Source organism: Microbacterium sp. bgisy189, from assembly GCF_057707225.1.
In genome coordinates this window covers 104,386-131,023 of sequence record NZ_JBYIPT010000008.1, presented here as the reverse complement: position 1 = coordinate 131,023, position 26,638 = coordinate 104,386, and the positions used below count along the sequence as shown (strand labels likewise).

Below are 26,638 nucleotides of genomic sequence, written 5' to 3'. Positions count from 1 at the left end.
ACCCCGAACGGCATCCGCATCAAAAGCCGGCAACTCGAGCGGGACGGCCGGCCGTGGATGCCGAGATCTCGTGGATCGGTGACGTGCTGCGCGTGTACGTCGGTGACGAGCTCATCGCCGACCAGCCGGCTGACCGTCTGCTGAACATCACCGCAAGAACTTGCACATGAGTGTGCAAGTTCTTAGCATGGTTGCCGTGACCACGACCGCATCGACGCGGCGCCCCCGAAAGGATGCCGCGTCGAATCGCGCAGAGATCCTCGACGCGGCCGCCGCCACCATCGCCCACAACCCGCACGCCCCGATCGACGCGATCGCGCGTGCCGCGGGGCTGAGTCGCCGGGCACTGTACGGACACTTCGAAGACCGTGACGCGCTCCTGCGCGCCGTCATCCGCACCGGCGCGGAACGCTACAACGCGGTTGCGGCCGACATCGGCGACGACGATCCGGCGCCGGTCACCCTCGCGCGACTGGCCCTGGCGCTGTGGTCCAACGCTGCGCACATGCAGTGGGCTGCGACGATCGCGCTCGACGACAGCCATGTGGCCGATACGGCGGACGCGCTGGTGCCGGTGCGGCGCAGGGTGCTCGAAATCGTCGCCCGCGGGAGGGCGGAGAACTCGCTGCGTTCCGATCTGCCGGCAGTCACCGTCGCACGGCTGGTCGAAGAGACCGCCCGAACCGTCATCACCAGACTCGATCCCGCCAGCCCCGACGCCTCGACGATCGCCGTGCGCGCCGTCTTGGGCATCGCCGGGCTCGACTGGCGGACAGCCGACAACGTGCTGCGCGACGCGATGGCGGCGACCCGCGTACCGCAGGAGCCCGTCGCGTGAGGAACAGCATGCGGGTGTTCCGTCGCGATGTGAAGCGGCTGCTGCGCGTCCCGAAGAGCTTCATCATCGTGGTGGGGATCATCGTCACGCCCGCCCTCTACGCCTGGTTCAACATCAACGCGTTCTGGGACCCGTACGAGAACACCGCCCACATCGCGGTCGCCGTGGTGAACCTCGACGAGGGCGCCACCAGCGATCTCACCGGTCCGGTTGACGTCGGCGCGCGGGTGGTGGGCCAGCTCGAAGACAACGACCAGCTGGGCTGGACCTTCATGGATGAAGCCGAGGCCGCCGCTGCGCTGCGCAGCGGCGACGTCTACGCCTCGATGCAGATTCCCGCCGACTTCAGCGCAGATCTGCTCAGCGTGACAAGCGGGACGTTCGCGCAACCGGCGCTCGTGTACTCGGTCAACGAGAAGCTGGGTGCGATCTCACCGAAGATCACTGACGTGGGCGCCTCCACGCTCGACGAGCAGATCACGAGCGCGTTCACGGAGCAGGTCGCCGAGGCGGCGACGAAAGCGCTGCGCGACGCCGGCGTCGACGTCGCGTCGGATCTGACGGGTGCGCGCGACGACTCGATCGCCGCGTTCGAGCAGGCGTCGCAGACGCTCGGCGATGCGCGGGAGAAGCTCGAGCGGGTGCAGTCGGGCATCGACGACTCCCGCGGGTCGCTGGCCGACACCGCCGCCACGCTTCGCGGCGTCGACACGACGCTCGGCGACGTGCAGACGGCGATCGCGCAAGCGCAGTCCATCATCGCTGACGCGCAACAGCAGGTGGTCGATTTCACCGATGCGGCCACCACCGCCTACGTGGACGGTGCCACCGCGCTGGCCGATGCCACCTCGGGTGCGAACGTGGCCATCACCGAGCTGACCCAGACCCTCGACGAGGCCGGCGCTCGCGTCGACGGCGCGATCACGAGCGTGACTGCGGTCGCCGAGGCCAACGGCGCCGCCATCCAGCGACTGCAGGACCTCGTCGACACCGCCGGGTTCGACGAGGCCACGACCCAGCGACTGACCGATGCGATCGGCGTACTGCAGGAACGCAACGCCACCGACCAGCAGCTGCTGTCGGATCTGCAGACGCTGAACACCGACGTGGGGTCGACTGTCGATGCGATCCAAGCCGCGAGTGATTCGCTGGCGGATGCGACCTCGAACGCGCAGTCCGCTGCCGGAGCGATCCGTGGCGCGATGACCGAGTCGGTCCCCGCGCTGAACCAGGCGATGTCGACGCTGTCGACCAGCGCGGGTGCATTCTCTGCGGCGATCGACGCACAGCGCGGCCAGCTGTCCCAGGCCCGCACATTGCTGGGTCAGTTGGACACCCAACTGGTGAGCACGGGCGCGTCGCTGGAGAGCCTCGACGCCAATCTCGCGGCCGCCCAGGACGGGCTGGACACCGCGCAGACCGATGTCGCGGCGCTGGGCACCGCGTCAGTGTGGAACAACCTGGCCACCGTCACCGGACTCGACCCGGCAGCGATCGCCGCGTTCATCGCTTCGCCGGTGTCGGTCGACGAGCAGGTCGTCTACCCGGTCGACACCTACGGCTCCGCAATGGCGGCGCTGTTCACCAACCTGTCATTGTGGATCGGTGCGTTCGTGCTGACAGTGATCTTCAAGATCGAGGTCGACACCGAAGAGGTCGAAGACATCACCGTCGGGCAGGCCTACGTCGGCAGATTCCTGCTGTTCGCCTGCCTGGCCACCGCCCAGGCGCTGCTGGTGTGCATCGGCAACCTCGTCATCGGCATCCAGACGGTGAACCCGGTCGCCTATGTCGCAACCGGTGTGTTCACCGGGCTCACCTACCTGAGCATCATCTACGCGCTGTGCGCGGCGTTCGGGCACGTGGGCCGCGGTCTTGCGATCCTGCTGGTGATCATGCAGATCCCGGGCGCCTCGGGCCTGTATCCCATTGAGCTCATGCCGGCGTTCTTCCGAGCGATCTACCCGCTGCTGCCGTTCACCTACGGCATCGACGCGATGCGCGAGACCATCGGTGGGTTCTACGACGGCCATTACTGGCGGTTCATGGGTGTGCTGGCGCTGTTCATCGTGCTGGCGTTCGTGGTGGGCATGGTGCTGCGACGTCGCTTGGCGCACCTGAACCGCATGTTCAACCGTCGGATCGCGCAGACCGATCTGCTGATCGGCGAGAACGTGCAGGTCGTCGGCAGCGACTACCGCCTCACCGACGTCATGCATGCGCTGTCGAACCGGCGCGAGTACCGCGACGACCTGGCGCGCCGTTCCGCGGCGTTCGCCGCTCGTTACCGCCCGCTGGTGCGGCTGACGCTGCTCGCGGGGCTTGCCGGACTGATCGCACTCGGTGTGGTGGCGTGGGCGATCCCCGGCGCCAAGCCAGTGCTGCTGGGCATCTGGGTGCTGTGGATCCTGCTGGTGATCGCGTTCCTGGTCACCCTCGAGTATGTGCGCGACAGCTTCGAGTCGGCCCGCCTGGTCGACCGGCTCGACGACGATGCGTTGCGTGACGCGGTGGTCGTCGAGGCATCCCACGGTCGCCTGCATGTCGAGCACACCGATCCGCCCACCAAGCTGCTCGAAACGCAGGAGGGGACCCAGGCATGAGCGACATCCTTCGGCTGTTGCGCCGCGACCTGCGCCAGGCGACCTCGAACACGATGGCCATCATCGTCATGTTCGGCCTCGTGGTGATCCCGTCGCTGTTCACGTGGTTCAACGTGATGGCCAGCTGGGACCCGTTCTCGAACACCGGCGACCTCAAGGTGGCTGTGGCCAGCGCTGACACCGGCTACGAGAGCGACCTGGTGCCGCTGCGTGTGAACATCGGCGAGCAGGTGCTGTCGGCGTTGCGCGCGAACGAGCAGCTCGACTGGCAGATCACCAGCGAAGCCGATGCGATCGACGGCACCGAGTCGGGCGAGTACTACGCGGCGATCGTGCTGCCGCCCTCGTTCAGCACCGACATGATGACGTTCTATTCGGACGGGTCGGATCCGACCACGATCACCTACTACAGCAACGAGAAGAAGAACGCGCTGGCACCCAAGATCACCGGCCAGGGCGCCGAGGGGGTTTCGGCGCAGATCACGGAGGTGTTCACGCAGACCCTCGGCGATATCGCGTTCGGCGTCATCGACGAGCTGTCCGACTACCTCACCGACGACCAGACGCAGGCTGCGCTCACCCGCCTTGAGGCGCGCGTCGGGTCGGTTGCCGCCCAGTTGGATGCCGGGGCGCAGACCGCGGACATGTTCGCGGCCCTGGCGGGTGCCGGCGTCCCGCTGATCCAAAGCGGTCAGGCACTCATCTCGGCATCCGGTGCGTCGCTGTCCGATGCGGCCGGCGCCGTCGGGTCGGGTCGGGCAGCGGTCGACGGGCTGCAGCAGACGCTGTCCACGGCCACCTCGTCGCTCTCGCACGCCCTGGATTCGACGGCGGCCGGGTACGACGCGGTGAGTACGCGGGTGGATGAGCTGTTCGCCGATGCCGGTGAACTCACCGACGCCCGCGTCGCCACCGTGCGCACCCTCGCCGATTCGGTGCAGCAGCAGGTCGACCGCTACACCGCCGTGCGCGACGGATTGGTGACGAATGTGGGGCCGCAGGTGCCGGATGCTGCGCAGTCCGCGTTCGACGAGGTGATCGCGCGAATCAACGAGGCCATCGATCGGCAGCAGAACGTGCACGACCGTTTGGTGGCCGCGGCCGACGACGCCGCGGCAGGCGGCGACACCGCCCAGCAGCGCCACAAGGCGCTCACGGCATCCCTCGGAGCGGCGCGCGACGCGATCGCGGATGCGCGATCGGCGTACACCGACGAGCTCCGCCCCCAGCTGGACGCGCTGTCGACCACGCTCGACACGATCGACGCCGACGTCGCCGCCGTGCGCGGCGACCTAGCCTCGGCCGCGAGCCGTCTCGCCGCCGACGGTTCGGTCACCGCCGCGCTCACCGGTGCCCAGTCTGCTGCAGCCGAGGTCTCGACGACCCTGCACGAGGGCGCCGACCGGTTGCGCAAGCTCGAAGACGCCATCGCTGAAGCCGCGGACACGGGTGACCTGACCGCGCTGAGCAAGATCATCGGCGCCGATCCGAGCACGCTGGCGGCCTCGCTGGCCGAGCCGGTGCGTGTCGACCGCGTGCCGGTGTATCCCGTGGCCTCGTTCGGTGTCGCGATGGCACCCCTGTACACGATCCTTGCGTTGTTCGTCGGTGCGTTGCTGATGACCGTCGCAATCCGGGTCGACGTGCACGAGGGCACACTGCCCGGCACCGAGCTGACACCGACGCAGAAGTATCTGGGCCGCTACGGATTGTTCGCCCTGACCGGGCTTGCACAGAGCACGCTGCTCGCGATCGGGCTCATCGCGTTCATCCAAATCGACCCGGTGCATCCGTGGCTCCTGCTGCTCGCCGCCTGGGCGACCTCGCTGGTGTTCACCCTCATCACCTATACCGCGGTCGTCGCGTTCGGCAATGCCGGTAAGGCGTTGTGCGTGCTGCTGCTGGTGATCCAGATCAGCGGATCCGGTGGAGCCTACCCGCTCGACCTGCTGCCGCAGTGGTTCCAGAACATCTCGCCGTTCCTGCCCGCAACGCATGCCATCGATGCGCTGCGGTCGGCGATCGCCGGCATGTACGGGGCCGATTTCTGGCAGGCGCTCGGGATGCTGGCGCTGTTCGCGGTCCCGCTGCTGCTGCTCGGCCTGGTGCTGCGCCGTCCGCTCATCCGGTTCAACCGCAAGCTGATCGAGGCCCTCGAGTCGACCAAGCTGATGTGAACCCGTCAGCGCACGGGATACGATGCGACGACGGACTCATCACGGTCACAGGTGCTGAGACCGCGTCGCGGGATGCCTGATACCGCGTTGCTGGAACATTTGGGGAGCTTCACCGACGATGCCCGACACGACACCCGTGCGCCCGCGTCGCTCGCTGCGCCGCCGCATCGCGATCGTGCTCTTCTCGATCGTGGCCGCCGTCACCGTCATCGCGCTCATCGCCGCGGGCGTCGTGGTCTGGACGATTCAGCGCTCGTTCCCGCAATTGTCCGGCACGGTCTCCGCCGCAGGACTCGACGCGCAGGTCGCCGTGCACCGCGACGCGCAGGGCGCCGCGACGATCGTCGCCGAGACGACCGACGACCTGTTCTTCAGCCAGGGGTACGTGCACGCGCAGGACCGCTTCTGGGAGATGGACTTCCGCCGGCACGTCACGAGCGGCCGCCTCTCGGAGCTGTTCGGCGAATCGCAACTCGGCACCGACTCGTTCTTGCGCACCCTCGGATGGCGGCAGATCGCCGAGCAGGAGGTCGAAGCGCTCGACGAGACGACGCGCACGTACTACGACGCGTACGCCGAGGGCGTCAACGCCTACCTCGAGTCGCGCTCGGGTGCGGAACTCTCCCTCGAATACGCGGTGCTCGGCCTGCAGAACCCCGACTACGAACCCGAACCGTGGACCCCCGCCGACTCCGTCGCGTGGCTGAAGGCGATGGCCTGGGACCTTCGCAGCAACGTCGAGGACGAGACCGAACGCGCGCTCCTCGCCCAGACCCTGTCGCCCGAACTGATCGCCGACCTCTACCCCGACTACCCCTTCGACACGAACCCCGTCATCGTACCGACGATCACGGAGGTGGATGCCGCCCCCGCGTCGACCTCGGCATCCGACGCGGACACCGACACCGTGCCCGCGATCTCGTGGACCGAGGTCGGCGACGTCGTCGAGGCGGCGAGCGCACTCGTCGGCGGTGCGGGCGAGGGCATCGGCTCGAACTCGTGGGTCGTCTCGGGCGAGCTGACCGAGACGGGCATGCCGTTGCTGGCCAACGACCCGCACCTCGGTGCCGCCCTGCCGAGCGTGTGGCACCAGATCGGCCTGCGCTGCGAGACGACCTCGGCTGAGTGCCCGTTCGACGTGGCCGGGTTCGGCTTCTCGGGTGTGCCGGGCGTCATCATCGGCCACAACGCCCAGATCGCGTGGGGGTTCACGAATCTCACGACCGACGTCACCGACCTCTACCTCGAGAAGGTGTCGGGCGACGAGTACTGGCGCGACGGCGAACTCGTGCCGCTCGATGTGCGCACCGAGACGCTCGTGGTCGCAGGCGGTGACGACGTCGAACTCGAGATCCGCTCGACCGTGCACGGCCCGATCGTGTCGGGACTGACCGACGGGTTCACCGAGATCGCCGCCGATCCCCGAACCGGCTCGACCGCCGAGACGACCGCACCGAACGACGAGCTCGACGGCGAGTACGCCGTGAGCCTGCGATGGACGGCGCTCGAGCCGGGCACGACCGCACAGGCGATCTTCGCGCTGAACACCGCAACCGACTTCGACGGGTTCCGTGCAGCGGCCGAGCTGTTCGACGTGCCCGCGCAGAACCTCATCTACGCCGACGTCGAGGGCAACATCGGGTACCAGACCCCCGGCCGGCTGCCGATCCGCGGGGCAGGCGACGGGTCCATGCCCGCACCCGGCTGGGACTCTGACTACGACTGGACCGGCTTCATCCCCTTCGACGAGCTGCCGGTCGTGCTCAACCCGGAGTCGAGCTACATCGTCACCGCGAACAACGCGATCGTCGGCCACGACTACCCGTACTTCCTCACGAACGACTGGGACTACGGGTACCGCGCGGCCCGCATCACCGACCTGCTCGCCCGCACGTCGTCGGTGCGACCGCTGACGGCCGACGACATGACCCAGATCCAGGCTGATCAGGAGTTCTGGATGGGCAAGCGGCTCGCCGCCGCCTACGCCGACGTGCAGGTCGACGACCCCGACGCCCAGGCGGCGATCGACGCACTGCAGACGTGGGATGCGCAGAACCGCCCCGAGTCCTCTCCCGCCGCGTTCGCGAACGTGCTGTGGGACGAACTCGTCCTGAACCTCTTCACCCGCGGCGAGGTGACCGCACCGGCCTCGAGCCAGAGCCGCATGTTCACCGTCGTCGGCGCGCTGCTCGACAACCCGGCATCCGCGTGGTGGATCAACGACCGCATCGGCGTGAACGGGCGCGACGAGATGCTCGCGCAGTCCGCCCTCGACGCCTACGACCGCATCGTCGAACTGCAGGGCGAGGACCCCAACCACTGGAACTGGGGCTCGCTGCACGCCCTCGACCTGCGCAGCGACACCTTCGGCTCGAGCGGCATCGCACCGATCGAGATGCTCTTCAACCGCGGCCCCTACCCGGTCGGCGGCGGCGCGAGCGTCGTGGATGCCAACGGCTGGGTGCTCGGCGAGTCGTTCCGCACGGTCACGGTGCCGTCGATGCGCATGACGATCGACCTCAGCGACCTCGACGCCTCCCGCTGGAACCACCTGACCGGCAACAGCGGCCACGCGTTCCACCCGAACTACACCGACCAGACCGAGGCGTGGCAGCAGGGCGTGCAGACCCCCTGGCCGTTCACGCCCGACGCCGTCGAGGCCGCCGCCACCGACACCCTCGTCCTCACGCCCTGACCGACGCCACCACTCCGGTCACCGGATTCGGATATTGCACGCAGATTCGGATGCCGCAGTCCCTGGCATCCGAATCTGTGATCAGTATCCGAATCTGTGACACCCCGCGCCGCGCGCGAGAGCGCTCAGCCGCCGGCGGCAGGCGGGGTTCGACGCGACTCGTCGAGCTCGTCGACGAAGAGCGAGCGCTCATCGATCGTGCCGTTGCGGTAGGCCTGGCGGCCGACCATGTGCGCTGACAGCGGTGCGGTCGCCATCTGGATCAGCACAACCGGCACGAGAAACGCGACGACGGGCCATGACCGCAGCGACAGCGCCACGGCGATGCAAATGAGCAGCAGACCCAGCACCTGGGGTTTGGTCGCCGCATGCAGGCGCGAGGGCACGTCGCGGAATCGCAGCAGGCCGATCGCGGCCGTGAGACACAGCAGTGCGCCGATGAGGATCAGCACGAGGGCGACGATGTCGAGGATCTCGTTCATGAGCCCTCCCTATCGCGTCGGGCCACGAAACGGGCGATAGAGATCGAGCCGAACACGCCGACGGCCGCGACGATCAGCAGCAGCGGCAGGGTGCGGGTGTGGTGGTTGATGGCCATCTCGGCCCCCAGCACGCACATGACCAGGGTCAGCAGCACGTCAGAGGCCACGGCGCGGTCGAGGATCGACGGGCCGACGATGATGCGCCACACTGTCAGCAGCGCCGCCGCCCCGAAGGCGACGTACGACGCGATCAGCAGCCAGGTCATGCCTTGCCTCCCTGCACGGCGGCCTCCACCTGCGCCACCTGCGCTCGCGAACCGACGGCGCGCACGATGCGCTCCTCCCAGTGCTGCACGTGCCGCTTCTGCGCCGCGACGTCGTCGGCGCCGCGCACCCCGATCACGTGCAGGTACAGCACGCGCCGGTCGCGGTCGGAATCGACGATCAGCGAGCCCGGAACGAGGGATGCCGTGACCGCGACGTGCGTCATGATCAGGTCGTCGTCGGTGCGCAGCTGCACGCCGATGATGGCGGTGCCGGGCTGTCCCGGCGTGAGCGCCTGCCACGCGACGAGCAGCGATCCGCGCACGAGCGCGACGAGGAACTCGAGGAAGAACACGAGGCCCCACCACAGGTTCACCCGCCCCGACAGTTCGACCGGCGGCAGGCGGAAGATGCGGGTTACGAAAATCGCGACGGCGAGCCCCGTGACGAACGCGAGCACCGTGAACTGGCCCCACAGCAGCATCCACAGTGCGATCAGCCAGATGAAGAACGGCAGCTGTCGCCAGATCGTCTCCAGCGCGGTGCGCGAACGCGAGGGCGCCGGGGTCATTGCCGGTCCCCTTCCAGTTCGGACAGGCTCGTGGGCTGCATGAGCGCTTCGCCGATGCTGTCGCAGAGACGGTACAGCGGTCCGGCGAACACGGTGAGGGCGATCGTGACGGCGACCATTCCCGCGGTCGCGGCCGTCATGATGCGTGGAATGACCCGCCGCTCTGTCTGCGTGGATGCCGCCGGTGCCGCGCCCAGGTAGGCGTTGCGGTCGGCGACCTCAGCCTCTTCGCCGTGTTCTTCGTCCTCACGCCAGAACGACAGGTTCCAGGCGCGCATGAGTGCGTAGAGGGTGAGCAGCGACGTCACGATGCCGCCGACGATCAGCACGTACATGAGCGGGTCGCCCTCGCGGGCTGCGGCGTCGAAGAGCGCGAATTTGCCGATGAACCCCGAGAACGGCGGCAGGCCGCCCAGGTTGATCGCGGGGATGAAGTACAGCACGGCGATGACCGGCGCGGCGCGCATGAGGCCCTTGACCTTGAGGATCGATGTCGACCCGGCGCGACGCTCGAGCAGCCCGACCGCGAGGAACAGCGTCGTCTGCACGACGATGTGGTGGACCATGTAGTAGATCGTCGCGCCGAGCGACGCGGCGGTGGCCACCGCGAGCCCGAACACCATGTAGCCGATGTGGCTGACGAGCGTGAACGACAGGATGCGTTTGAGCTCAGCCTGCGCGACGGCGCCGAGCACGCCGACGACCATCGTCGCGAGCGCCACGACCAGCAGCAGCACGTTGAGGTCGCTGTCGCGGAAGATCTCGGTCTCGGTGCGGATCATGGCGTACACGCCGACCTTGGTCAGCAACCCGGCGAACACTGCGGTGACCGGAGCGGGCGCGGTCGGGTACGAGTCGGGCAGCCAGAACGACAGCGGGAAGACGGCGGCCTTGATGGCGAACGCGAGCAGCAGCATGAGGTGCAGCACGAGCTGCACTTCGGGCGAGAGCTCCGTCATCCGCTCTGCCAGCTGCACCATGTTGACGGTGCCGAGCGCTCCGTAGATCGCGGCGATGGCCGACAGGAACAGGATCGACGAGACCAGCGAGACGACGATGTAGACGGCGCCGGTGCGGATGCGGGACTCCGTCGAACCGAGCGTGATGAGCACGTACGAGGCGACCAGCAGGATTTCGAACCCGACGTACAGGTTGAACAGGTCACCCGCGATGAACGCGTTGAAGATGCCCGCCGACAGGATCAGGTACGACGGGTGGAAGATCGTGACGGGCGTGTCGTCGTCGCCGTCGGCCGCACCCTGGCCGACCGAGAACAGCAGAACGGCGAGCAACACGATGCTCGAGACGACGACGAGCAGCGCGGCCAGCCGATCGACGTAGAGCACGATGCCGAACGGAATCGGCCAGCCGCCCACCGACACCGCGATCGAGTCGCCGGTCGTGTCGACCGTGTAGAGCAGCACACCCGCGATCGCACACACGAGCGTGAGCGTCACAATCGAGACACCCACCTGCACCTTGGGCCGGCGACCGAAGATGAGCGCGACGGCGGCGCCCATCAACGGCAGGGCGACCAGCAGGGGCACGAGGGCACTCATCGGGCGTCCTCCGGTGATGACGTGGATGACGGGGAGTCGGTGGGGGCGTCGTCGCGGATGCCGTCGAAATCACGGTGCTGCAGCACCGTGATGGGCGCGGTCTCGGTGCCGATGAAATCGGTCGTGGCGTCGTCGTCTTCGTCGGTGATCGAGTCGTCCATCGCGCCCCCGTCGTCGGCCGCCCGCTCACGGATCTCGAGGTCGGCCTCGTCGTCGGCGACGGTGTCGGCCTGACCGAGCTGCCAGGAGCGATAGATCAGCGCGAGCAAGAACGCCGAGACGGCGAAGGTGATGACGATGGCGGTCAGCGTCAGCGCCTGCGGCAGCGGGTCGCTCATCTCCGACGGATCACCCGCACCGTAAAACGGCGCGATGCCGGGCTGGCCCATGACGATCAGCAGGAAGAGGTTCGCGGCGTTGCCGAGCAGGAGGAACCCGATGAGCACACGGGTGAGGCTGCGCTCGAGCATCGCGTAGACACCGGCGGCGAACAGCACGCCCATGATGATGATCAGCACGAGAGACACGTTCATGACGCGCGCCCCCGTCCCTGCAGCTCTTGCGCCTGCCGGTCGACCTCGGCGCCGAGGGAGCGCAGCACGTCGAGCACGAGGCCGACGACGACGAGGTAGACGCCGATGTCGAACAGCGTCGAGGTGACGAACTCGATGTGTCCGATCACGGGGATCTCCGCCTCCCAGAACGTGCTGCGCAGCGGCTCCTGCCCGAACACGATCGGCACGATCGCGCACGCGACGGCGATCGCCATGCCTGCGCCCAGCAGTCGTCCGGCATCCGTGGGTGCCGCCGCACCCAACTCGTACCGGCCGCCCGCGACGTAGCGCATCACGAGCGCCATCCCGGCGACCAGGCCGCCGGCGAAGCCGCCGCCGGGCAGGTTGTGCCCCGCGAACAGCAGGTAGATCGACACGACGATGATCGTGTGGAACAGGACGCGAACGATCACCTCGAGGATGATCGAACGGTTCTCGGGCCGCACCCGCTGCCCGCCCACAAGCCACGCGAGCCGGCTGCCGGTGTTCTCGGCGCTGCGCGGGCGCGGACCCTGATCGGTCTCCAGCAGCGGACGGCGCGTGCGGGTGGCACCGGTGGGCAGCGACGACGCGCGCGAGAGCAGGTCGGAGCGGTGCGTCACGAACACGAGCGACGCGACACCGGTCGCGGCGAGGATCAGCACCGACAGTTCGCCCATCGTGTCCCAGCCGCGCAGGTCGACGAGGGCGACGTTCACGGTGTTCTTGCCGTGCCCGCCGTCGTAGGCGAGTTCGGTCCAGGTCGTCGAGATGGGTTCGGCGACGCGTGCGCCGGTGGCGACGAGCGCGACCCCTGCCATCGTCGCCCCCACCGCGACGGCGAGCACGGCGCGGGCGACCGGCCACACCGAGGCGTTGTGCTCACCCATGCGCGACGGAATGCGCCGCAGCACGAGCGCGAACGCGACGAGGGTGACGGTCTCGACGAGGATCTGCGTGAGCGCCAGGTCGGGGGCGCCGCTCGTGGCGAACAGCATCACCATGCCGAGACCCGTCACCGACACGAGCACGACGCCGGTGTAGCGCTTGCCGGCCCGCACCGCGAAGAACCCGGCGAGGATCATGATGGGCGCGACGAAGATCTGCATCGGCGTCTGCCACGCGTCGAGCTCCATGCGCCACGGCGCGCCGGCGAGCAGCGCCGTGCCCTCGGCGGCGACCAGCACGACGAAGATCGTGCCGACGTACACCGGCAGCGAACCGCGCTGCGTGAGCGAGGTGGTCTCGACCGCGACGCGGGCGATGCCGCGCAGGGTCGCGTTGTAGGCGTCGGCGGCGGTGAACGGCAGCACCCGCTTGTGCCACCCGGTCACCTGCACGAGCCAGAAGACGAGGGCGCCCATCGCGATCGACCCGATCGACAGGAACAGCGCCGGCTCGAGCCCGTGCCACAGCGCCAGGTGGTACGGGTGCTCGTCGATCGTGCGGGTCGAGACGGTGTCTGCGTAGCCGGCGAGCGCCGTGTCGAGCAGGGGTGCGACCAGACCGCTCAGCAGGCTGAGGCCGGCGAGCACGATCGGCGCGGCCAGAAAGCCGACCGGCGGATCGGGCCACTCGGTGCGCTGCAGCGGCGCGGCCTGCGCGTCTTTCTTCGTCCAGAACGCGCCCCACACGAACCGCAGCCCGTAGGCGGCGGTGAGGGCTGAGCCGAGCAGCATCCCCACGAGCGCCACGATCGCCCACGGCTCACCCGACGCGTCGAGAAAGCCGGTGATCGCGGCTTCTTTCGCGACGAAGCCGAGTGTGGGTGCGACGCCCGCCATCGAGGCGATCGCGATGATCGAGAACACGGCGAGGGTCGGGGCCTGCTTGCCGACGCCCGACAACTCGCGGATGTCGCGGGTCGACAGCTGACGGTCGATCACACCGACGACGAGGAACAGCGCCGACTTGAACAGTGCGTGCCCGAGCAACAGCGCGAGCCCGGCGAGCGCTGCGGTGCGGCTGCCGTAGCCGAGCACGACCGTCAGCATGCCGAGCTGGCTGACGGTGCCGAAGGCGAGGATGCGTTTGAGGTCGGTCTCGCGCAGCGCCTGCACGCCGCCGAGCAGCATCGTGAAGACCCCGAGCGCGATGACGATGGGCCGCCACGGCTCGATCGCCCAGAACGCCGGTGCGAACCGCGCGATGAGGTAGATGCCCGCCTTCACCATCGCCGCGGCGTGCAGGTAGGCGCTCACGGGGGTGGGCGCCGTCATGGCGCCCGGTAGCCAGAAGTGGAACGGGAAGATCGCCGACTTGCTGAGAGCGCCGACCAGCAGCAGCACGACCGCCACGGCGATCAGCGGTGGGGTGGATTCGGCCGAGCGGCTTGTCCACAGCTCAAGGATCTCGGTGATGCTCGACGTGCCGAACTGCACGACGATGATCACCACGCCGACCAACATGACGAGCCCGCCGAGGGTCGTCACGAGCAGCGCCTGCAACGCGGCACGACGGCTCGCGCCACGCTGGTGATAGAAGCCGATGAGCAGGTACGACAGGATGCTGGTGACCTCCCACAGCATCACCAGCACGACGAGGTCATCGGTGAGCACCAGCCCGTACATGGCGCCCGCGAAGGCGAGCAGCACGGCGCTGAACTGCCCGACGCCGTCCTTCTTGCCCGCGAAGTACCAGGTGCAGTAGATCATCACGAGCGCGCCGACGCCCGTGACGATCAGGGCCATGATCCAGCCGAGCGTGTCCATGCGCATCGACAGGTCGATGTCGAGGTTCGGAATCCACGCGTACGTCTCGAACGGCACGTCGCCGGCGAGCACGCGCGGCCCCTGCAGCGCGGCGTGCACGAACGTCGCGGTCGGCAGCACTGCTGCGACGAGGAAGGCCCTGGGACCGATGCGACCTACCAGCCACGGCATCACCACGGGGGCGATCGCGAACGCGGCGAGCAGGATCAGCAACCTGGCCTCCTCAAGCTCGCGGGGGTCGGATCTTCAGTCTACCGGGGCGATCGACCTCTTCGGTCGGCCGATCGCGACTCAGCGGGGCGCGGGACCGGTCGTGTTGCCGTCGCGGAACGTGCACGTGAAGCGGATCGAGGCGGGGTCTCGGCCCTGGAGCATCGCGGCGATCGCCTCACCGGCCGCCCGCCCCTTCTCGGTCGAGGCCTGCACGAGCGTCGTCAGCTGATAGGGCGCGAGGCCGTCGACGACGACACCGTCGAAGCCCGTGATGCTGACGTCATCCGGCACGCGCAGCCCGGCATCCTCCGCCGCGCGGATGACGCCGGCGGCCAGCAGGTCGCTCTGCGCGATGACGGCCGTCGGCCGGCGGTTCGGGTCGGCGAACAGCACCCGGCCTGCCGCGTACCCTTCGTCGATCGAACTGGCGGCTGCGGCGTAGACGGGTGCGTCGGGGTACACATCGCGCGCACCCTGCAGCCGATCGCGGGTGACGTCGATCGAGATCTCCGCGTCGGATGCGATCCAGCCGCGCCGGCGCTGCTTGTCGAGCGGGAGCGTGACGATCGAGACGGTCTCGTGCCCGAGCCGGCGCAGGTGTTCGGCGGCCTGCGCCTGCGCCTCGCGGTTGTCGAGCAGAATGCGCGGAATACCCTCGCCCGCGTCGCCCTCGATCACGACGACGGGGATGCCGCGGGCCACGACGGTCGCGAGTGACTCCCGCAGTCGGCCGCTGTACCCGACGAGCACGGCCGCGTCGATCGGCGCTGTCGTGAGGGTGGGCCCCTCAGGTGTCGTGGCCTCCGCTTCGCCGGCGGCCGTGCGCAGCAGGAGCAGTCCCGCACCGATGGGCGAGACGGCTTCACTGAGTCCGTCCATCATGAGGCGCGTGACGGGGTCGAGGAATGCGACGCCGAGCCGCTCGTCGAAGACGACGCCGACGATGCCGCTGCGACCGCGGCGCAGCGATGCGGCCCGCGGGTCGGGACCGGTGTACCCCAGTCGCTCGGCGGCGGCGAGCACTTTCTCGCGCGTCGCCTGCGAGACGGCGGTCTTGCCGCTGAAGACCACCGACGCCGTCGACGCAGCGACCCCCGCCTCTCGGGCGACGTCGCTGATCGTGGCGCGGCGTGTGCTCATCCCCTCGATCGTAGCGTGCTGCGTTTCCGGGCATCGAATCGATTCGGTACGATGACCTGGTGGACACCGCCCTCACCCGCTCGCAACTCGTCGCGTGGCGTGCCGCGATCTTCACGATCTTCTTCGCGACCGGCCTCGGCTTCGCGTCGTGGGCGTCGCGGCTGCCGGCGGTCAAGACGGCGCTGGGCATCGACGACGTCGGCATCGGGGTGCTGCTGTTCGTCTCGGGCGCGGCATCCATCCTCGGTCTGTCGATCGCGAACGTCGTCGTCGCACGGTGGGGCGCCCGCCGGGGCATGATCGGCACGATCCTCGCCTTCGGGCTCGGCGTCATCGTCACCGGATACGGCGTGCAGTTCGCGCAGTCGTTCACGGTCGCCGCGGTGGGCCTCGCGCTCATGGGGCTCGGCATGGCCTCGACCGACGTGATGATGAACGTCGAAGCGGCCGCCGTCGAGCAGTCCTTCGGCAAGACGCTCATGCCGCTGTTCCACGCCTTCTTCAGCCTCGGCACCGTCGCCGGCGCCGGCATCGGCATCGCGATGGCCGGCTGGCAGGTCGGCGTCGCGTGGCACCTGTGGGGCGCGGGCGTGCTCGTGCTCGCGGCCGGGTTCGTCGCGCTCGTGTACGTGCCGTCCCGCGACATCGTGCACGACGACGAAGCGACTGGCCCCACGCGCAGGGAGCGGATGCGAGAGCTGCTCGCCGTCTGGCGCGACCCCCGCACCTACGCGATCGGCGCGATCATGCTCGGCATGGCGTTCGCCGAGGGCAGCGCGAACGACTGGCTCACGATCGCCGTCGTCGACGGGCACGACGAGACCGAGGCGACCGGCGCAATCGCGCTGACCGTGTTCTCGGTCGCCATGACGCTCTTCCGCATCCTCGGCGGTCCGATCGTCGACCGGATCGGCCGCGTGTGGGCGCTGCGCGTGCTCGCGGTGACCGCCGCGGTGGGCCTCGTGCTGTTCATCCTCGCGCCGTCGATGCCGGTCGCCTTCATGGGCATCGCGCTGTGGGGAGCCGGAGCCTCGCTCGGTTTTCCGCTGGGCATGTCGGCCGCCGCCGACGACCCGGCGAAGGCGGCCGCATCCGTGTCGGCCGCGGCCACCATCGGCTACCTCGCGTTCCTGTGCGGGCCGCCCGTCCTCGGCTGGATCAGCGAGCAGATCGGCATCCTGTCGACCCTGTGGATCATCGTCGGACTCATCGTCATGAGCGGTCTGGCCTCGGGCGCCGCCAAGCCCCTCGCCGGCTCGAAGGTCGGCGCCGGCCACCACTGACCGCGGCCGGCTGCCGTCACCAGATTCGGAGAATTGCACCGGATTCGGATCAAACCGCCCCCGGCATCCGAATCCGGTGGTTCCATCCGAATCCGATGCACCCGGCACGGTGGGCAGCGGCGTAGGCTCGTCGGGTGCGTCTCGTCATCGCCCGCTGCTCCGTCGATTACACCGGTCGCCTCAACGCGCACCTGCCGCTGGCGACCCGGCTGCTGGTGCACAAGGGCGACGGGTCGCTGCTCGTGCACTCCGACGGCGGCTCCTACAAGCCGCTCAACTGGATGAGCCCGCCGTGCACGCTCACGGTCGAAGAACCGGATGCCGAGTCCGCTTCGGCCGGCGTCGCAGAGCACTGGCGCGTGACGCACGCGAAGACCGGTGACGCGCTGCTCGTGCGCATCTACGAGGTGCTGCACGATTCGACCCACGAACTCGGCATCGACCCCGGCCTGCAGAAGGACGGCGTCGAAGCCGACCTGCAGCGCCTGCTCGCCGAACAGGTCGACGTCATCGGCGACGATCTGCAGCTCGTCCGCCGCGAGTACCCGACCGCGATCGGCCCGGTCGACCTGCTGCTGCGCAATCCCGAGGGCGGCACGATCGCCGTCGAGGTCAAGCGCCGGGGCGACATCGACGGGGTCGAGCAGCTCACCCGCTACCTCGAACTGCTCGGCCGCGACCCGCACCTGGCACCCGTGACCGGGGTGTTCGCGGCGCAGGAGATCAAGCCGCAGGCCCGCGTGCTCGCGACCGACCGCGGCATCCGCTGCGTCACCCTCGACTATGAGGGCATGAAGGGCATCGAGTCCGGCGTCCCCCGCCTGTTTTGACCTCACGTGTCACCGCGCCGACGGCCGCAACTCCTGACTTTCGCCGCCGGGCGACCGGATCCAGGCCCCGTGCGCGCTGAAAGAGCTGGAATCCCAGGAGTTGCGCGCGCCGAGACACCACCGGCGCCCATCCCGCCCGTCGGTAGGCTGGATGCCATGGCGCGCTCCCCCTGGACCTGCATCCTCTGGGACGTCGACGGCACGATCGTCGACGCATCCGACGGCATCCTCGGGCGCTTGACGCGCTGCCTCGCCGACTACGGGTTGCCGGCGCCGACGCGTGCCGAGCTCGTGCACTGGATCGGCCCGCCGATGTATGAGTCGTTCCAGAAGAACGTCGGCATGAGCCCCGAGCAGGCGGCCGACGCGGTCAAGCACTACCGCACGATCGGCAAGGCCGACGGGTACACGACGGGCGCGAAGCTCTACCCGGGCGTCGCACAGTTGATCGCCGATCTGGATGCCGCAGGCATCCCGCAGGCGACCGCGAGCTCGAAGCCCGAGGTGCAGGTCACCGCCCTCATGGACCACTTCGACCTCGCCCCGCACCTGCGGGCGATCGTCGGTGCCACGGCCGACGAGAAGACGCTCGCGTCGAAGGCTGCGATCGTGGGTGAATCGCTGCGCCAGTTGCGGGCTTCGGGTGTGGACACCTCACGTCCCGTGCTCATCGGCGACCGCCACCACGACATCGACGGCGGCCGTGAGCAGGGTGTACCGGTCATTTTCGTGCGGTGGGGTTTCAGCTGGCCGCACGAGTCCGAGGGGGCACAGGCGGTCGTCGACGACATCGACGGGCTGCGCGCGTTGCTGCTCGTGCAGGACGAGGCGTGACCGCCGGCGAGGTGTGGGGCTGGGTGTTCCCGGCGCTGGTCGTCTTCGGTGTCGCGGCCGCGCTCGTGGCGGCCGGCGTGTGGTTCGCCCGGCGGGCTCGACGATCGCCCAAGGCGGTCGCCGCCGCGGACGCGGAGCGTGCGCAGGCCGGCATCGCGCTGGTGCGCCTCGATGATGCGGTCGGCGAACTCGATCTCGAGGTCGGTCTGTCGGGTGCGCTGTATGAGGGTGCGGCATCCCCCGCCCTGCGCCGCGCGCGCATGACGGCGCAGCACGCCCGCGACGATGCGTTCTCGCAGTACCGCGACCTCGACGATGCGCCCACGCCTGCCCAGCGCGCCATCGCTGCGCAGCGAATTCGCACTCGCGCCGAGGCGGCGACCGCCGCTGTGGCGCGTGCCCGCACCGAGCATGCCGACTGGGTGCAGCAGCACGTCTCGGCCGCAGAGCAGGTGGATGCCGCGCGCACGCGCCTCGCGGCACTCCGCGTCGAGATGGGCGATCCGTCGGCGCTCATTGCCGAACTGTCGCAGCGTTACGACGCGGTCGAGTGGGAGCGCGGTGCCGCCGCCTCGACGACGGCGATCGAGGCACTGGATGCCGCGGACCAGCTGCTGGCGGAGGCGTCGGAGCGGGCAGCCGATCCGACGCGCACGGCCGTGCCGGTGCTCGCCGCCGCAGAACGCGAGGTGCGCCGCGCTCGCGAGGCTGCGCGTCGGCTCGACGAGACGTATCGCCTCGTGACAGATGCGGGCGCTGCGGTCGGTGAAGAGCTCGAAGCGGCGCGTGTCGCGGTGCGTCAGGCGCTCACGATCCGTGAGGGCCTCGAACCCGCCGACGCGGAGCGGCTGGGCGGCGAGCTTCGCACGATCTCGGAGCGCCTGGCGGCATTGGAGGCCTCGGCGCCACGCCGACCAACGGCGACGGTGGATGAACTGGCGCGGCTGCGCGACCGGCTCGACCTGGCCCTCGGCGATGCGCGCACGGCACAGCAGCGACTGCGGGGCGCGCGCTCGGCACTGCCCGGCGCGCTGGCGACGGCGCGGGCCGCGATCGCGCACGCGGAGCCGAGGGCGTCACGCGCGGGCGCGGATGCACGCGTCAGATTGACGTCGGCGCAACGGGAACTCGCGGCCGCTCGCGGCACGCAGGATCCCGTCGAGGCGCTCGACGCCGCTCGGCGTGCCGCACGGCACGCCGAGGATGCCGCCGCCCTGGCCGATTACGATCGCGACCGACCCGGGCGGCGGTGACCCGACGGGTCAGACGGGACGAATGTTCTCCGCCTGCAGGCCCTTCGGGCCCTGGACGATCTCGAACTCGACGCGCTGGTTCTCTTCGAGCGACCGGTAGCCGGTCGAATCGATTGCCGAGTAGTGGGCGAAGACGTCGGCGCCGCCCTCATCCGGGGCGATGAACCCGAAACCCTTCTCCGAGTTGAACCACTTGACGGTACCGCTGGTTGCCATGACTGCCTTACCTGTATTGCGAAGCCGGCGCCGATGCGCCGACGGGGATCACGCTACGGCAGGCGCGCGCGGGTGTCGCGTGCGCCGACCGATGGTGACACAAACGTTGCACGGGGAGGACGCCCCCATTCGACGCCCGGGCCTGACGCAGAGCGCGTAACAGCCCGGGCGTCGACGGATCCCCCCGGATAAGCCACGCGAAGCGTGACAGCCTCACTCTAGCGATATATCAGTCCGGTGACGGTATCGAATGGATCACTCCCAGCGGCCTCTCGGCGACATAGAATCGTCCTCTATGACAGCCGCCCTCGAGCCGCTCGACCTGTCGCGCGGCGGCATCCTCGGCGACCAGGTCTACGAGAGCATCGCCACCGCAATCCTGACGGGGCGCTTGGCCGCAGGGCAGCGCATGCGCGACGTCGATCTGGCCGCAGAGCTCGGCGTTTCGCGCACACCGGTGCGCGAGGCGCTGCAGCGGCTCGAGCGCATCGGACTGGTCGAGATCGCGGTCGGCCGCTACACGCGAGTGTCGACGCCCGACGACGAACTGCGCCAACACACGGCCGAGTTCACGGCGTACTTCATGGGCAATGCGCTGCGCCTCGCACTGGCACACGGGACGGATGCCGAAGTGGCCGGCATCCTCGAAGCCTGCGACCGGGTGATCGAAGCGTCGAAGACCGGCGACGGAGTCGTGTTGTTCGAGACCTCGACGTTGATGTTCATGGAGATCACGCGGGCCACGCACAACCGCCTGTTCCTCGGCGTCATCCGCGAAGCGCAGCACGCGATCGCCCGCAACCTGCACGGCTGGGACCCGTTCATGCGCGACCCGCTGCTGCGCACGGAGGGGTATGTGCGCCTGCGCGAGGCGATCGCCGCGCGCGACGGCGACACCGCCGAAGCGACTCTGCGCTACCTGCACGCGCTCGTCTGAGCTCCGGTGTCGGCCGTCCCTGGCATGATCGCTTCGGCCGGGGAGAGGAGACACCCGGACCCGTGGGCACCAACCGCCGGTATGCGCGCCAACTCAACGGACGCATGGATGACCGCATCCTCGAGCGCACGGCCGCGTCGGGTCCGCTCGAGACGCTGCTCGCGGCCGAACTGCAGCTGGATCGCCTTGCGGTGACGACCGATCCGCAGCCGGCGCCGGTGCGCGCGTGGGTGCGGTTCGGCGGCGTGCCGATCGAAGTCGACGCCGAAGCATGCATGTGGACCGCCCGGGCGGTGGCGATCCGGTTCCGGGTCGGCGCGAAGGAGTTCCGCACGTGGGTGTGGTCGTCAGCGGTCTCACCCGTCGAAGCCGCTCCGTGACGGCCGAGGGAAGTACGCTCAGGCGGCGCGGGCCTGCAGCCCGTCGACGAGCAGTCCGATGCCGAAGTCGAAGTCTGCGTGCAGGTCGCGGGCACCGGCATCCGTGCCACTCGTTGCGCTCAGGCCGATGCGGTCGTAGGCGAGCAGCTGTTGCTCGTACTGCACGTGCCCGAGCACGAACAGCAGCATCGCGGTTGCGGCCGGTCGCACGGCCTCGGATGCCGGGGAACCGGCTGCGATCACCTCGACGAACCGGTCGTGCGCGGTCGATGATCCGAGGCCCAGCGCCATCGAGCTCGAGACGACTTCGGCGCCGTCGCGGTGTGCGAGCAGGGCCGAGCGCAGTGCACTCGCCTCCCCGCGAAGCCGCGCCGGCCACGACTGCTCGGCGGGGACGGGCGCCGTCTGCGCGACGATGCGGTCGGACAGTTCGGCCAGCAGGCTCTGCTTGTTGGGAAAGTGCCAGTACAGGGCGCCGGCCTGCACGCCGAGTTCGGTCGCGAGTCGTCGCATCGTGAAGTCGGGCAGCCCGTATGCATCGAGAATGCGCATCGCCGCCCGAGCGACGTCGTCTCGGGTGTGGCCGCGGGTGCCAGCTTCTCGCGTCATGCCGCTAGTCTATTGAACGCCGTTTAGGTGAACACCGTTCAAGTCATCTCTCGCCACCAGCCATCACTGTAGGAGTGCCGCCATGCCCACCACCTCCACCCGCGGGCTCGATGCGACCGCCATCGCCCGTGTCGCCGTGTTCGCCGCCCTCATCGCCGTGCTCGGCCTGCTCGGAGCCTTCACGGTCTTCGGGGCAGTGCCCATCACCGCGCAGACACTCGGCGTGATGCTCGCCGGGGCGATCCTCGGGCCGTGGCTCGGCGCAGCATCGGTCGCCGTCGTGCTGGCGCTCGTGGCGGCGGGTCTGCCGCTGCTGGCCGGGGGACGGGGCGGCATCGGCGTCTTCGTCGGCCCGACCGCCGGCTACCTCGCTGGTTGGCTCGCCGGTGTCATCGTCATCGGCCTGATCGTGCGCCACCGCGGCCGCATCCCCACGCCCGTCCGCACCGTCGTGGGCGTGCTCACCGGCGGCATCCTCGTCATCTACCTCTTCGGCATTCCGGTGCAGAGCCTCGTCATGCGCCTGCCGCTCGGCGAGACCGCGCTGTCGAGCCTCGTCTTTCTGCCCGGCGACCTCATCAAGGCGGTCATCGCGTCGGTCGTCGTGCTGACGCTCGTCCGCGCGTACCCGCGCGCGTTCCGACGCGAGACGATCGCCGACGCCGCCGAGACCGAAGAGCGCGACCCGGTCCGCGTGTGATCGTCCCCGTCCGCGGCGACACCGACCGCCTCGTCGAGCGCATCGCCGGCATCCGTGCCGCGGGCGATGCGCCGCTGGTGGGCGATCCACGGTGGCCCGAGGACCAGTGGCGAAACGCCGTCGCCGCGGTCTCGCAGGTGCCGGCGGGCAGCATGGCGGCGTGGGCGGCGCTCACGTCGGGCAGCAGTGCGCATCCGCGCATCGTGCTGCGCAGCGAGGCCTCGTGGGCGGAATCGTTCGACACCGTCGCCGAGCTGCTGGATGCCGGTGCCGACGACGCCGTGCTGCTGCCGGCCCCGCCCGCCGCATCGCTCACGCTCTTCTCCCTCGCCCACGCGCTCGGCGGCGGGCCGCGGCCGGTGCTCGCCGGTGAGCCGGATGCCGAGGTCACCTGCCTGCACGGCACCCCGAACGCGCTGCGTGAGGTACTCGACCGTGGCGTACCGCCGCGCCTGCGCACGGCGCTCATCGGCGGGTCCCGCCTCGACGCCATGCTGAGGGAGCGGGCGGAAGCGGCCGGCATCCGCCTTGTCGCGTACTACGGGGCAGCAGAACTGTCGTTCGTCGCGGTCGATCGCGGCGACGGACTCGTGCCGTTTCCGGGTGTCGACCTCGAGATCCGCGACGGGGTGGTGTGGGTGCGGTCGCCGTTCGTCGCCGACGGGTACGCCGGTGCCGCGGGGCCGCTCCGGCGCGACGGGGCGTGGGCGACGGTCGGCGACCGAGGCGAGCTCGTCGACGGGCGCCTGCACCTGCACGGCCGCACCGACGGCGCCATCTTGAGCGCATCGGCGACGATCATGCCCGATGAGGTCGAAGAGGCCTTGCGTACGATCCCTGGTGTGCGTGATGCGATCGTGTTCGCGAGGCCCCATCCCCGGATCGGCGCCTTGCTGGCCGCGTTCGTCGAGTTCGACGGCGAGCCGGTCGCGAACCTGGCCGCCGCCGCGGCGCAGCTGCTCGCGCCTGCGCACCGTCCGCGCCTGTGGTTTTCGGGTGCGCTGCCGCGCACAGCGTCGGGCAAGCCCGCGCGCGCGGCGGCGATCCGTGCGGTCGACGACGGAACGGCGGTGCGCCATGCCCGCTGACCCGGTGATCATCGCCGCGCGGCGCACGCCCATCGGCACGCGCGGCCGCGGACTGTCGGGCGTCACACTCGACCGGCTCGGCGCGGCCGCCATCACTTCGGCGCTCGCCGACGCCGCCGCGGTCACGGGTCAGGCGCCTGCGGTCGTCGATGTCGTGTGGGGCAACTGCATGGGCCCCGGCGGCAACCCCGGCCGGGTCACCGCGCTGGCGGCCGGCCTCGGACACGACGTGCCGGGTGGCACGGTCGACCGGCAGTGCGGCAGCGGACTGGCCGCGGTGCTGGATGCCGTGACCGCAGCCCGCGTCGACCCCGGCGTCCGGGTCGCGGGCGGCGCCGAGAGCCCTTCGACGGCTCCCGTGCGCGCATTCGACGGTGTCGCGTACGACCGGGCGCCGTTTGCACCGCTCGGGTTCGCCGATCCCGACATGCCGCGCGCGGCCGACGACCTGGCCCGGCACGACGGCATCTCGCGCGAACGGCAGGACGCGTACGCCGCTCGCAGCCATGCGCGCGCGATTGCGGCCCGCGATGCCGGTCGCTTCGACGCAGAACTCGTGCCGATCGCGGGCCTCGACCACGACGATTCGATCGGTCACGCCGCACCGCTGCTGCCGCGGCTGCGTCCACTGTTTGCGGGCGGCACGGTGACGGCGGGTACGGCGACCCGCATCAGCGACGGGGCCGCTGCCGTCGTGGTCGCGCCGGCCGGTGCCGCGCCGGGCCTCGCCGTCCGCGGCGGTGCGATCGTCGGCTGCGACCCTGCGCTGCCCGGTGTCGGCGCCGCCGCCGCCGTCCGCACCCTGCTCGACCGCCACGGGCTCACGGTCGCCGACATCGCCGCGTTCGAGATCGTCGAAGCCTTCGCGGCGCAAACCCTCGCCGTCCTCGACCGGCTCGCCCTCGCCGACGACGACCCGCGCGTGTGCGCCGACGGTGGCGCGCTCGCCCTCGGACACCCGTGGGGCGCGAGCGGCGCGATCTCGGTGGTGCGCCTGTTCAGCCGGCTGGTGTGCACACCGGCAGTGCCCGGCACGCTCGGTGTGGCCGCGGCATCCATCGGGGGCGGCATGGGTGTCGCCGCGCTCGTCGAGGTGGTGCGCTGATGCTGCACCTCGATCGGGTCGGGCTCACGGTGGGCGAGACGACGGTGCTGCGCGACGTGACCCTCGACGTCGATGTGCGCACGCTCGCGGTGATCGGCGACAACGGGTCGGGCAAGTCGAGCTTCGCGCGCGTGGTCGGCGGGCTCGTGCGGCCCACGACCGGCACCGTGCGGGTGCTCGGGGTCGAGCCGCGTGGCCGGTCGGGCGCGCTGCGCAAGCGGACCGCGCTGGTCTTCAGCAACCCCGACACGCAGATCATCATGCCGACCGTGGTCGAAGACGTCGCGTTCTCGCTGCGTGGCGAGGGCCTGTCGAAGCAGGAGCAGGCGGCGCGTGCCGGGGAGGCCTTGGCCCGGTTCGGGCTCGCCGAGCTCGCGGATGCGTCGGCGCACGAGCTCTCGAGCGGTCAGAAGCAGTTGCTCGCACTGTGCGGCGCGTTCGTGCGAGACCCCGATCTGGTGATCGCCGACGAGCCGACCGCGTACCTCGATGCGCGCAACGCCCGCGCCGTCGCCGACCACCTGTTCGCCCCCGACGGGCACCGCCTCGTGCTCGTCACCCACGACCTCGCCCTCGCGGCCGGCTGCGACGCCGCGGTCCTGTTCGCGGACGGCGGCGTGGTCGAGGTGGGACCCGCGGATGCCGTCATCGCCCGCTACGAGCGGGAACTCGCGTGCTGACCGCGTACCGCCCAGGTCAGGGGCGCCTGCACCGCATGTCTGCGGGTGTGAAGACGGTGCTGCTGCTTTTGCTCGCCATCGGCATCCTGCTGCTGCCGTCGCAGTGGTGGTCCGCCGGCGTCGCCGTGGGCGTCACGGTGGCCGGCTACGCCCTCGCGCAGTTGCGCGACGGGCTCTGCGGCATGCGCGAACTCGGCCGACAGGTGCGGGCGATGTGGTGGATCATCGCGTTCACACTCGTCAGCCAGCTCATCTTCACGGGCGTCGAGCCGGCCGTCGCGAACACTGCCAGGGTCACGGCATCCCTCGCCCTCGCCGGACTGCTGGTGCTGACGACACGGGCGAGCGACCTGCTCGCGGTCTACGAACGTGGCCTGTCACCGCTGCGGAAGGTGGGCGTCGATCCGGAACGCATCGCGCTGCTGCTGATGGTGACGCTCAGCACGATTCCGGCGCTCGCCCGCGCCGCCCGCGACGTGCAGGAGGCGCAGCGGGCGCGGGGTGCGCGGCCGAATCTGCGTACCTTCGCAGTGCCGTTCCTGGTGGTCGCGCTCTCGCACGCCGACCAGCTGGGCGATGCACTCACCGCTCGGGGCGTGCGATGATGCGTCCGGTCGTGCGCGGCCCGGTCGTCGACGCGCAGACCCGCTGCATCCACTACGCGACGCCGCTCGACATCATCGCGATCGAGTTCGCCTGCTGTCGCGCCTTCTACCCGTGCCACCGGTGCCACGACGAGACGGCCGACCATGCGGCACGGCCGTGGGGCGCGGATGCCGGTGGTCACCCCGCCGTGCTCTGCGGCGTCTGCGGACACCTGCTGACGATCGACGCCTACGCAACGGCGAGCGCGTGCCCCGCGTGCGACGGCGCCTTCAACCCCGGCTGCAAACTGCACTGGGAGCTGTACTTCGATCCGGCGCTGCGGGGCTGAGGC

Annotated in this window: 25 protein-coding genes; 16 read left to right on the top strand and 9 right to left on the bottom strand. The window is 69.9% G+C overall.

Translation table 11 applies throughout. From position 1 onward, the window contains the following. Window positions 1-196 precede the first annotated feature (196 nt). From AC3ENX_RS11335 to AC3ENX_RS11320, 4 genes are all read left to right on the top strand, one after another. Window positions 197-838, top strand: a complete 642-nt coding sequence (locus tag AC3ENX_RS11335; RefSeq protein WP_434811983.1) for a TetR/AcrR family transcriptional regulator — start codon at window positions 197-199, stop codon at window positions 836-838. Next, on the top strand, window positions 835-3,441 hold the full coding sequence (locus tag AC3ENX_RS11330; protein ID WP_434811982.1) for a YhgE/Pip domain-containing protein: 2,607 nt from the start codon (window positions 835-837) through the stop codon (window positions 3,439-3,441). Before AC3ENX_RS11335 ends, AC3ENX_RS11330 begins: the two co-directional genes overlap by 4 nt. Further along, window positions 3,438-5,618 (top strand): YhgE/Pip domain-containing protein, encoded by a 2,181-nt coding sequence (locus tag AC3ENX_RS11325; protein WP_434811981.1) that lies wholly within the window; start codon window positions 3,438-3,440, stop codon window positions 5,616-5,618. Before AC3ENX_RS11330 ends, AC3ENX_RS11325 begins: the two co-directional genes overlap by 4 nt. A gap of 118 nt (window positions 5,619-5,736) precedes the next feature. Next, window positions 5,737-8,313, top strand: coding sequence for a penicillin acylase family protein (locus AC3ENX_RS11320; protein ID WP_434811980.1), 2,577 nt, complete (start codon window positions 5,737-5,739; stop codon window positions 8,311-8,313). Between the two features lie 125 nt (window positions 8,314-8,438). Here AC3ENX_RS11320 and mnhG read toward each other — a convergent pair whose 3' ends face one another. The 7 genes from mnhG to AC3ENX_RS11285 all read right to left on the bottom strand — a co-directional run bounded on the left by mnhG (window position 8,439) and on the right by AC3ENX_RS11285 (window position 15,786). Then, window positions 8,439-8,795 carry a monovalent cation/H(+) antiporter subunit G gene (gene mnhG, locus AC3ENX_RS11315; protein ID WP_434811979.1) on the bottom strand — a complete coding sequence of 119 codons (357 nt, stop codon included), beginning with the start codon at window positions 8,793-8,795 and terminating at the stop codon, window positions 8,439-8,441. Beyond that, complete coding sequence (locus tag AC3ENX_RS11310) at window positions 8,792-9,061, bottom strand: MrpF/PhaF family protein (RefSeq protein ID WP_434811978.1); 270 nt, start codon at window positions 9,059-9,061, stop codon at window positions 8,792-8,794. The genes mnhG and AC3ENX_RS11310 overlap by 4 nt, the downstream gene beginning before the upstream one ends. Continuing rightward, window positions 9,058-9,630, bottom strand: coding sequence for a Na+/H+ antiporter subunit E (locus tag AC3ENX_RS11305; RefSeq protein ID WP_434811977.1), 573 nt, complete (start codon window positions 9,628-9,630; stop codon window positions 9,058-9,060). The genes AC3ENX_RS11310 and AC3ENX_RS11305 overlap by 4 nt, the downstream gene beginning before the upstream one ends. Continuing rightward, window positions 9,627-11,189: a Na+/H+ antiporter subunit D gene (locus AC3ENX_RS11300; RefSeq protein ID WP_434811976.1), complete on the bottom strand. Its 1,563-nt coding sequence runs from the start codon at window positions 11,187-11,189 to the stop codon at window positions 9,627-9,629. Before AC3ENX_RS11300 ends, AC3ENX_RS11305 begins: the two co-directional genes overlap by 4 nt. After that, entirely contained in the window at window positions 11,186-11,722 is a 537-nt protein-coding gene (locus AC3ENX_RS11295; protein ID WP_434811975.1) for a Na(+)/H(+) antiporter subunit C, read from the bottom strand. Before AC3ENX_RS11295 ends, AC3ENX_RS11300 begins: the two co-directional genes overlap by 4 nt. Beyond that, on the bottom strand, window positions 11,719-14,646 hold the full coding sequence (locus tag AC3ENX_RS11290; RefSeq protein ID WP_434811974.1) for a Na+/H+ antiporter subunit A: 2,928 nt from the start codon (window positions 14,644-14,646) through the stop codon (window positions 11,719-11,721). Before AC3ENX_RS11290 ends, AC3ENX_RS11295 begins: the two co-directional genes overlap by 4 nt. A 78-nt stretch (window positions 14,647-14,724) precedes the next feature. Next, window positions 14,725-15,786 (bottom strand): LacI family DNA-binding transcriptional regulator, encoded by a 1,062-nt coding sequence (locus AC3ENX_RS11285; protein ID WP_434811973.1) that lies wholly within the window; start codon window positions 15,784-15,786, stop codon window positions 14,725-14,727. Window positions 15,787-15,845: 59 nt separating this feature from the next. Between AC3ENX_RS11285 and AC3ENX_RS11280 the strand changes: the two genes are divergently transcribed. The 4 genes from AC3ENX_RS11280 to AC3ENX_RS11265 all read left to right on the top strand — a co-directional run bounded on the left by AC3ENX_RS11280 (window position 15,846) and on the right by AC3ENX_RS11265 (window position 19,986). Next, entirely contained in the window at window positions 15,846-17,069 is a 1,224-nt protein-coding gene (locus AC3ENX_RS11280) for an MFS transporter (RefSeq protein WP_434811972.1), read from the top strand. Between the two features lie 134 nt (window positions 17,070-17,203). Next, complete coding sequence (gene nucS, locus AC3ENX_RS11275) at window positions 17,204-17,899, top strand: endonuclease NucS (protein WP_434811971.1); 696 nt, start codon at window positions 17,204-17,206, stop codon at window positions 17,897-17,899. 156 nt (window positions 17,900-18,055) lie between these two features. Further along, complete coding sequence (locus AC3ENX_RS11270; RefSeq protein ID WP_434811970.1) at window positions 18,056-18,733, top strand: HAD hydrolase-like protein; 678 nt, start codon at window positions 18,056-18,058, stop codon at window positions 18,731-18,733. Then, a complete protein-coding gene (locus tag AC3ENX_RS11265; RefSeq protein WP_434811969.1) occupies window positions 18,730-19,986 on the top strand; it encodes a hypothetical protein in 1,257 nt (418 codons plus the stop codon). The genes AC3ENX_RS11270 and AC3ENX_RS11265 overlap by 4 nt, the downstream gene beginning before the upstream one ends. 9 nt (window positions 19,987-19,995) lie before the next feature. On the opposite strand, the gene AC3ENX_RS11260 is transcribed toward AC3ENX_RS11265, so the two are convergent. Beyond that, window positions 19,996-20,202, bottom strand: a complete 207-nt coding sequence (locus tag AC3ENX_RS11260; RefSeq protein WP_434811968.1) for a cold-shock protein — start codon at window positions 20,200-20,202, stop codon at window positions 19,996-19,998. Window positions 20,203-20,497: 295 nt separating this feature from the next. Between AC3ENX_RS11260 and AC3ENX_RS11255 the strand changes: the two genes are divergently transcribed. Together AC3ENX_RS11255 and AC3ENX_RS11250 are read left to right on the top strand one after the other, a co-directional pair. Beyond that, entirely contained in the window at window positions 20,498-21,139 is a 642-nt protein-coding gene (locus AC3ENX_RS11255) for a GntR family transcriptional regulator (RefSeq protein WP_434811967.1), read from the top strand. A 62-nt stretch (window positions 21,140-21,201) separates the two neighbouring features. Then, window positions 21,202-21,519, top strand: coding sequence for a hypothetical protein (locus AC3ENX_RS11250; RefSeq protein ID WP_434811966.1), 318 nt, complete (start codon window positions 21,202-21,204; stop codon window positions 21,517-21,519). Window positions 21,520-21,537: 18 nt separating this feature from the next. Here AC3ENX_RS11250 and AC3ENX_RS11245 read toward each other — a convergent pair whose 3' ends face one another. Continuing rightward, window positions 21,538-22,128 carry a TetR family transcriptional regulator gene (locus AC3ENX_RS11245; protein WP_434811965.1) on the bottom strand — a complete coding sequence of 197 codons (591 nt, stop codon included), beginning with the start codon at window positions 22,126-22,128 and terminating at the stop codon, window positions 21,538-21,540. Between the two features lie 82 nt (window positions 22,129-22,210). Here AC3ENX_RS11245 and AC3ENX_RS11240 point away from each other — a divergent pair, with 82 nt between their 5' ends. From AC3ENX_RS11240 to AC3ENX_RS11215, 6 genes are read left to right on the top strand one after another with little or no spacing between them, the layout of a single operon-like run. Next, window positions 22,211-22,828: a biotin transporter BioY gene (locus AC3ENX_RS11240; protein WP_434811964.1), complete on the top strand. Its 618-nt coding sequence runs from the start codon at window positions 22,211-22,213 to the stop codon at window positions 22,826-22,828. After that, a complete protein-coding gene (locus tag AC3ENX_RS11235; protein ID WP_434811963.1) occupies window positions 22,825-23,916 on the top strand; it encodes an AMP-binding protein in 1,092 nt (363 codons plus the stop codon). The genes AC3ENX_RS11240 and AC3ENX_RS11235 overlap by 4 nt, the downstream gene beginning before the upstream one ends. Then, on the top strand, window positions 23,906-25,021 hold the full coding sequence (locus AC3ENX_RS11230; RefSeq protein ID WP_434811962.1) for a thiolase family protein: 1,116 nt from the start codon (window positions 23,906-23,908) through the stop codon (window positions 25,019-25,021). Before AC3ENX_RS11235 ends, AC3ENX_RS11230 begins: the two co-directional genes overlap by 11 nt. Next, window positions 25,021-25,701, top strand: a complete 681-nt coding sequence (locus AC3ENX_RS11225) for an energy-coupling factor ABC transporter ATP-binding protein (RefSeq protein WP_434811961.1) — start codon at window positions 25,021-25,023, stop codon at window positions 25,699-25,701. The genes AC3ENX_RS11230 and AC3ENX_RS11225 overlap by 1 nt, the downstream gene beginning before the upstream one ends. Then, a complete protein-coding gene (locus tag AC3ENX_RS11220) occupies window positions 25,695-26,306 on the top strand; it encodes an energy-coupling factor transporter transmembrane component T family protein (protein ID WP_434811960.1) in 612 nt (203 codons plus the stop codon). Before AC3ENX_RS11225 ends, AC3ENX_RS11220 begins: the two co-directional genes overlap by 7 nt. Continuing rightward, complete coding sequence (locus tag AC3ENX_RS11215; RefSeq protein WP_434811959.1) at window positions 26,303-26,635, top strand: CHY zinc finger protein; 333 nt, start codon at window positions 26,303-26,305, stop codon at window positions 26,633-26,635. Before AC3ENX_RS11220 ends, AC3ENX_RS11215 begins: the two co-directional genes overlap by 4 nt. Window positions 26,636-26,638 lie beyond the last annotated feature (3 nt).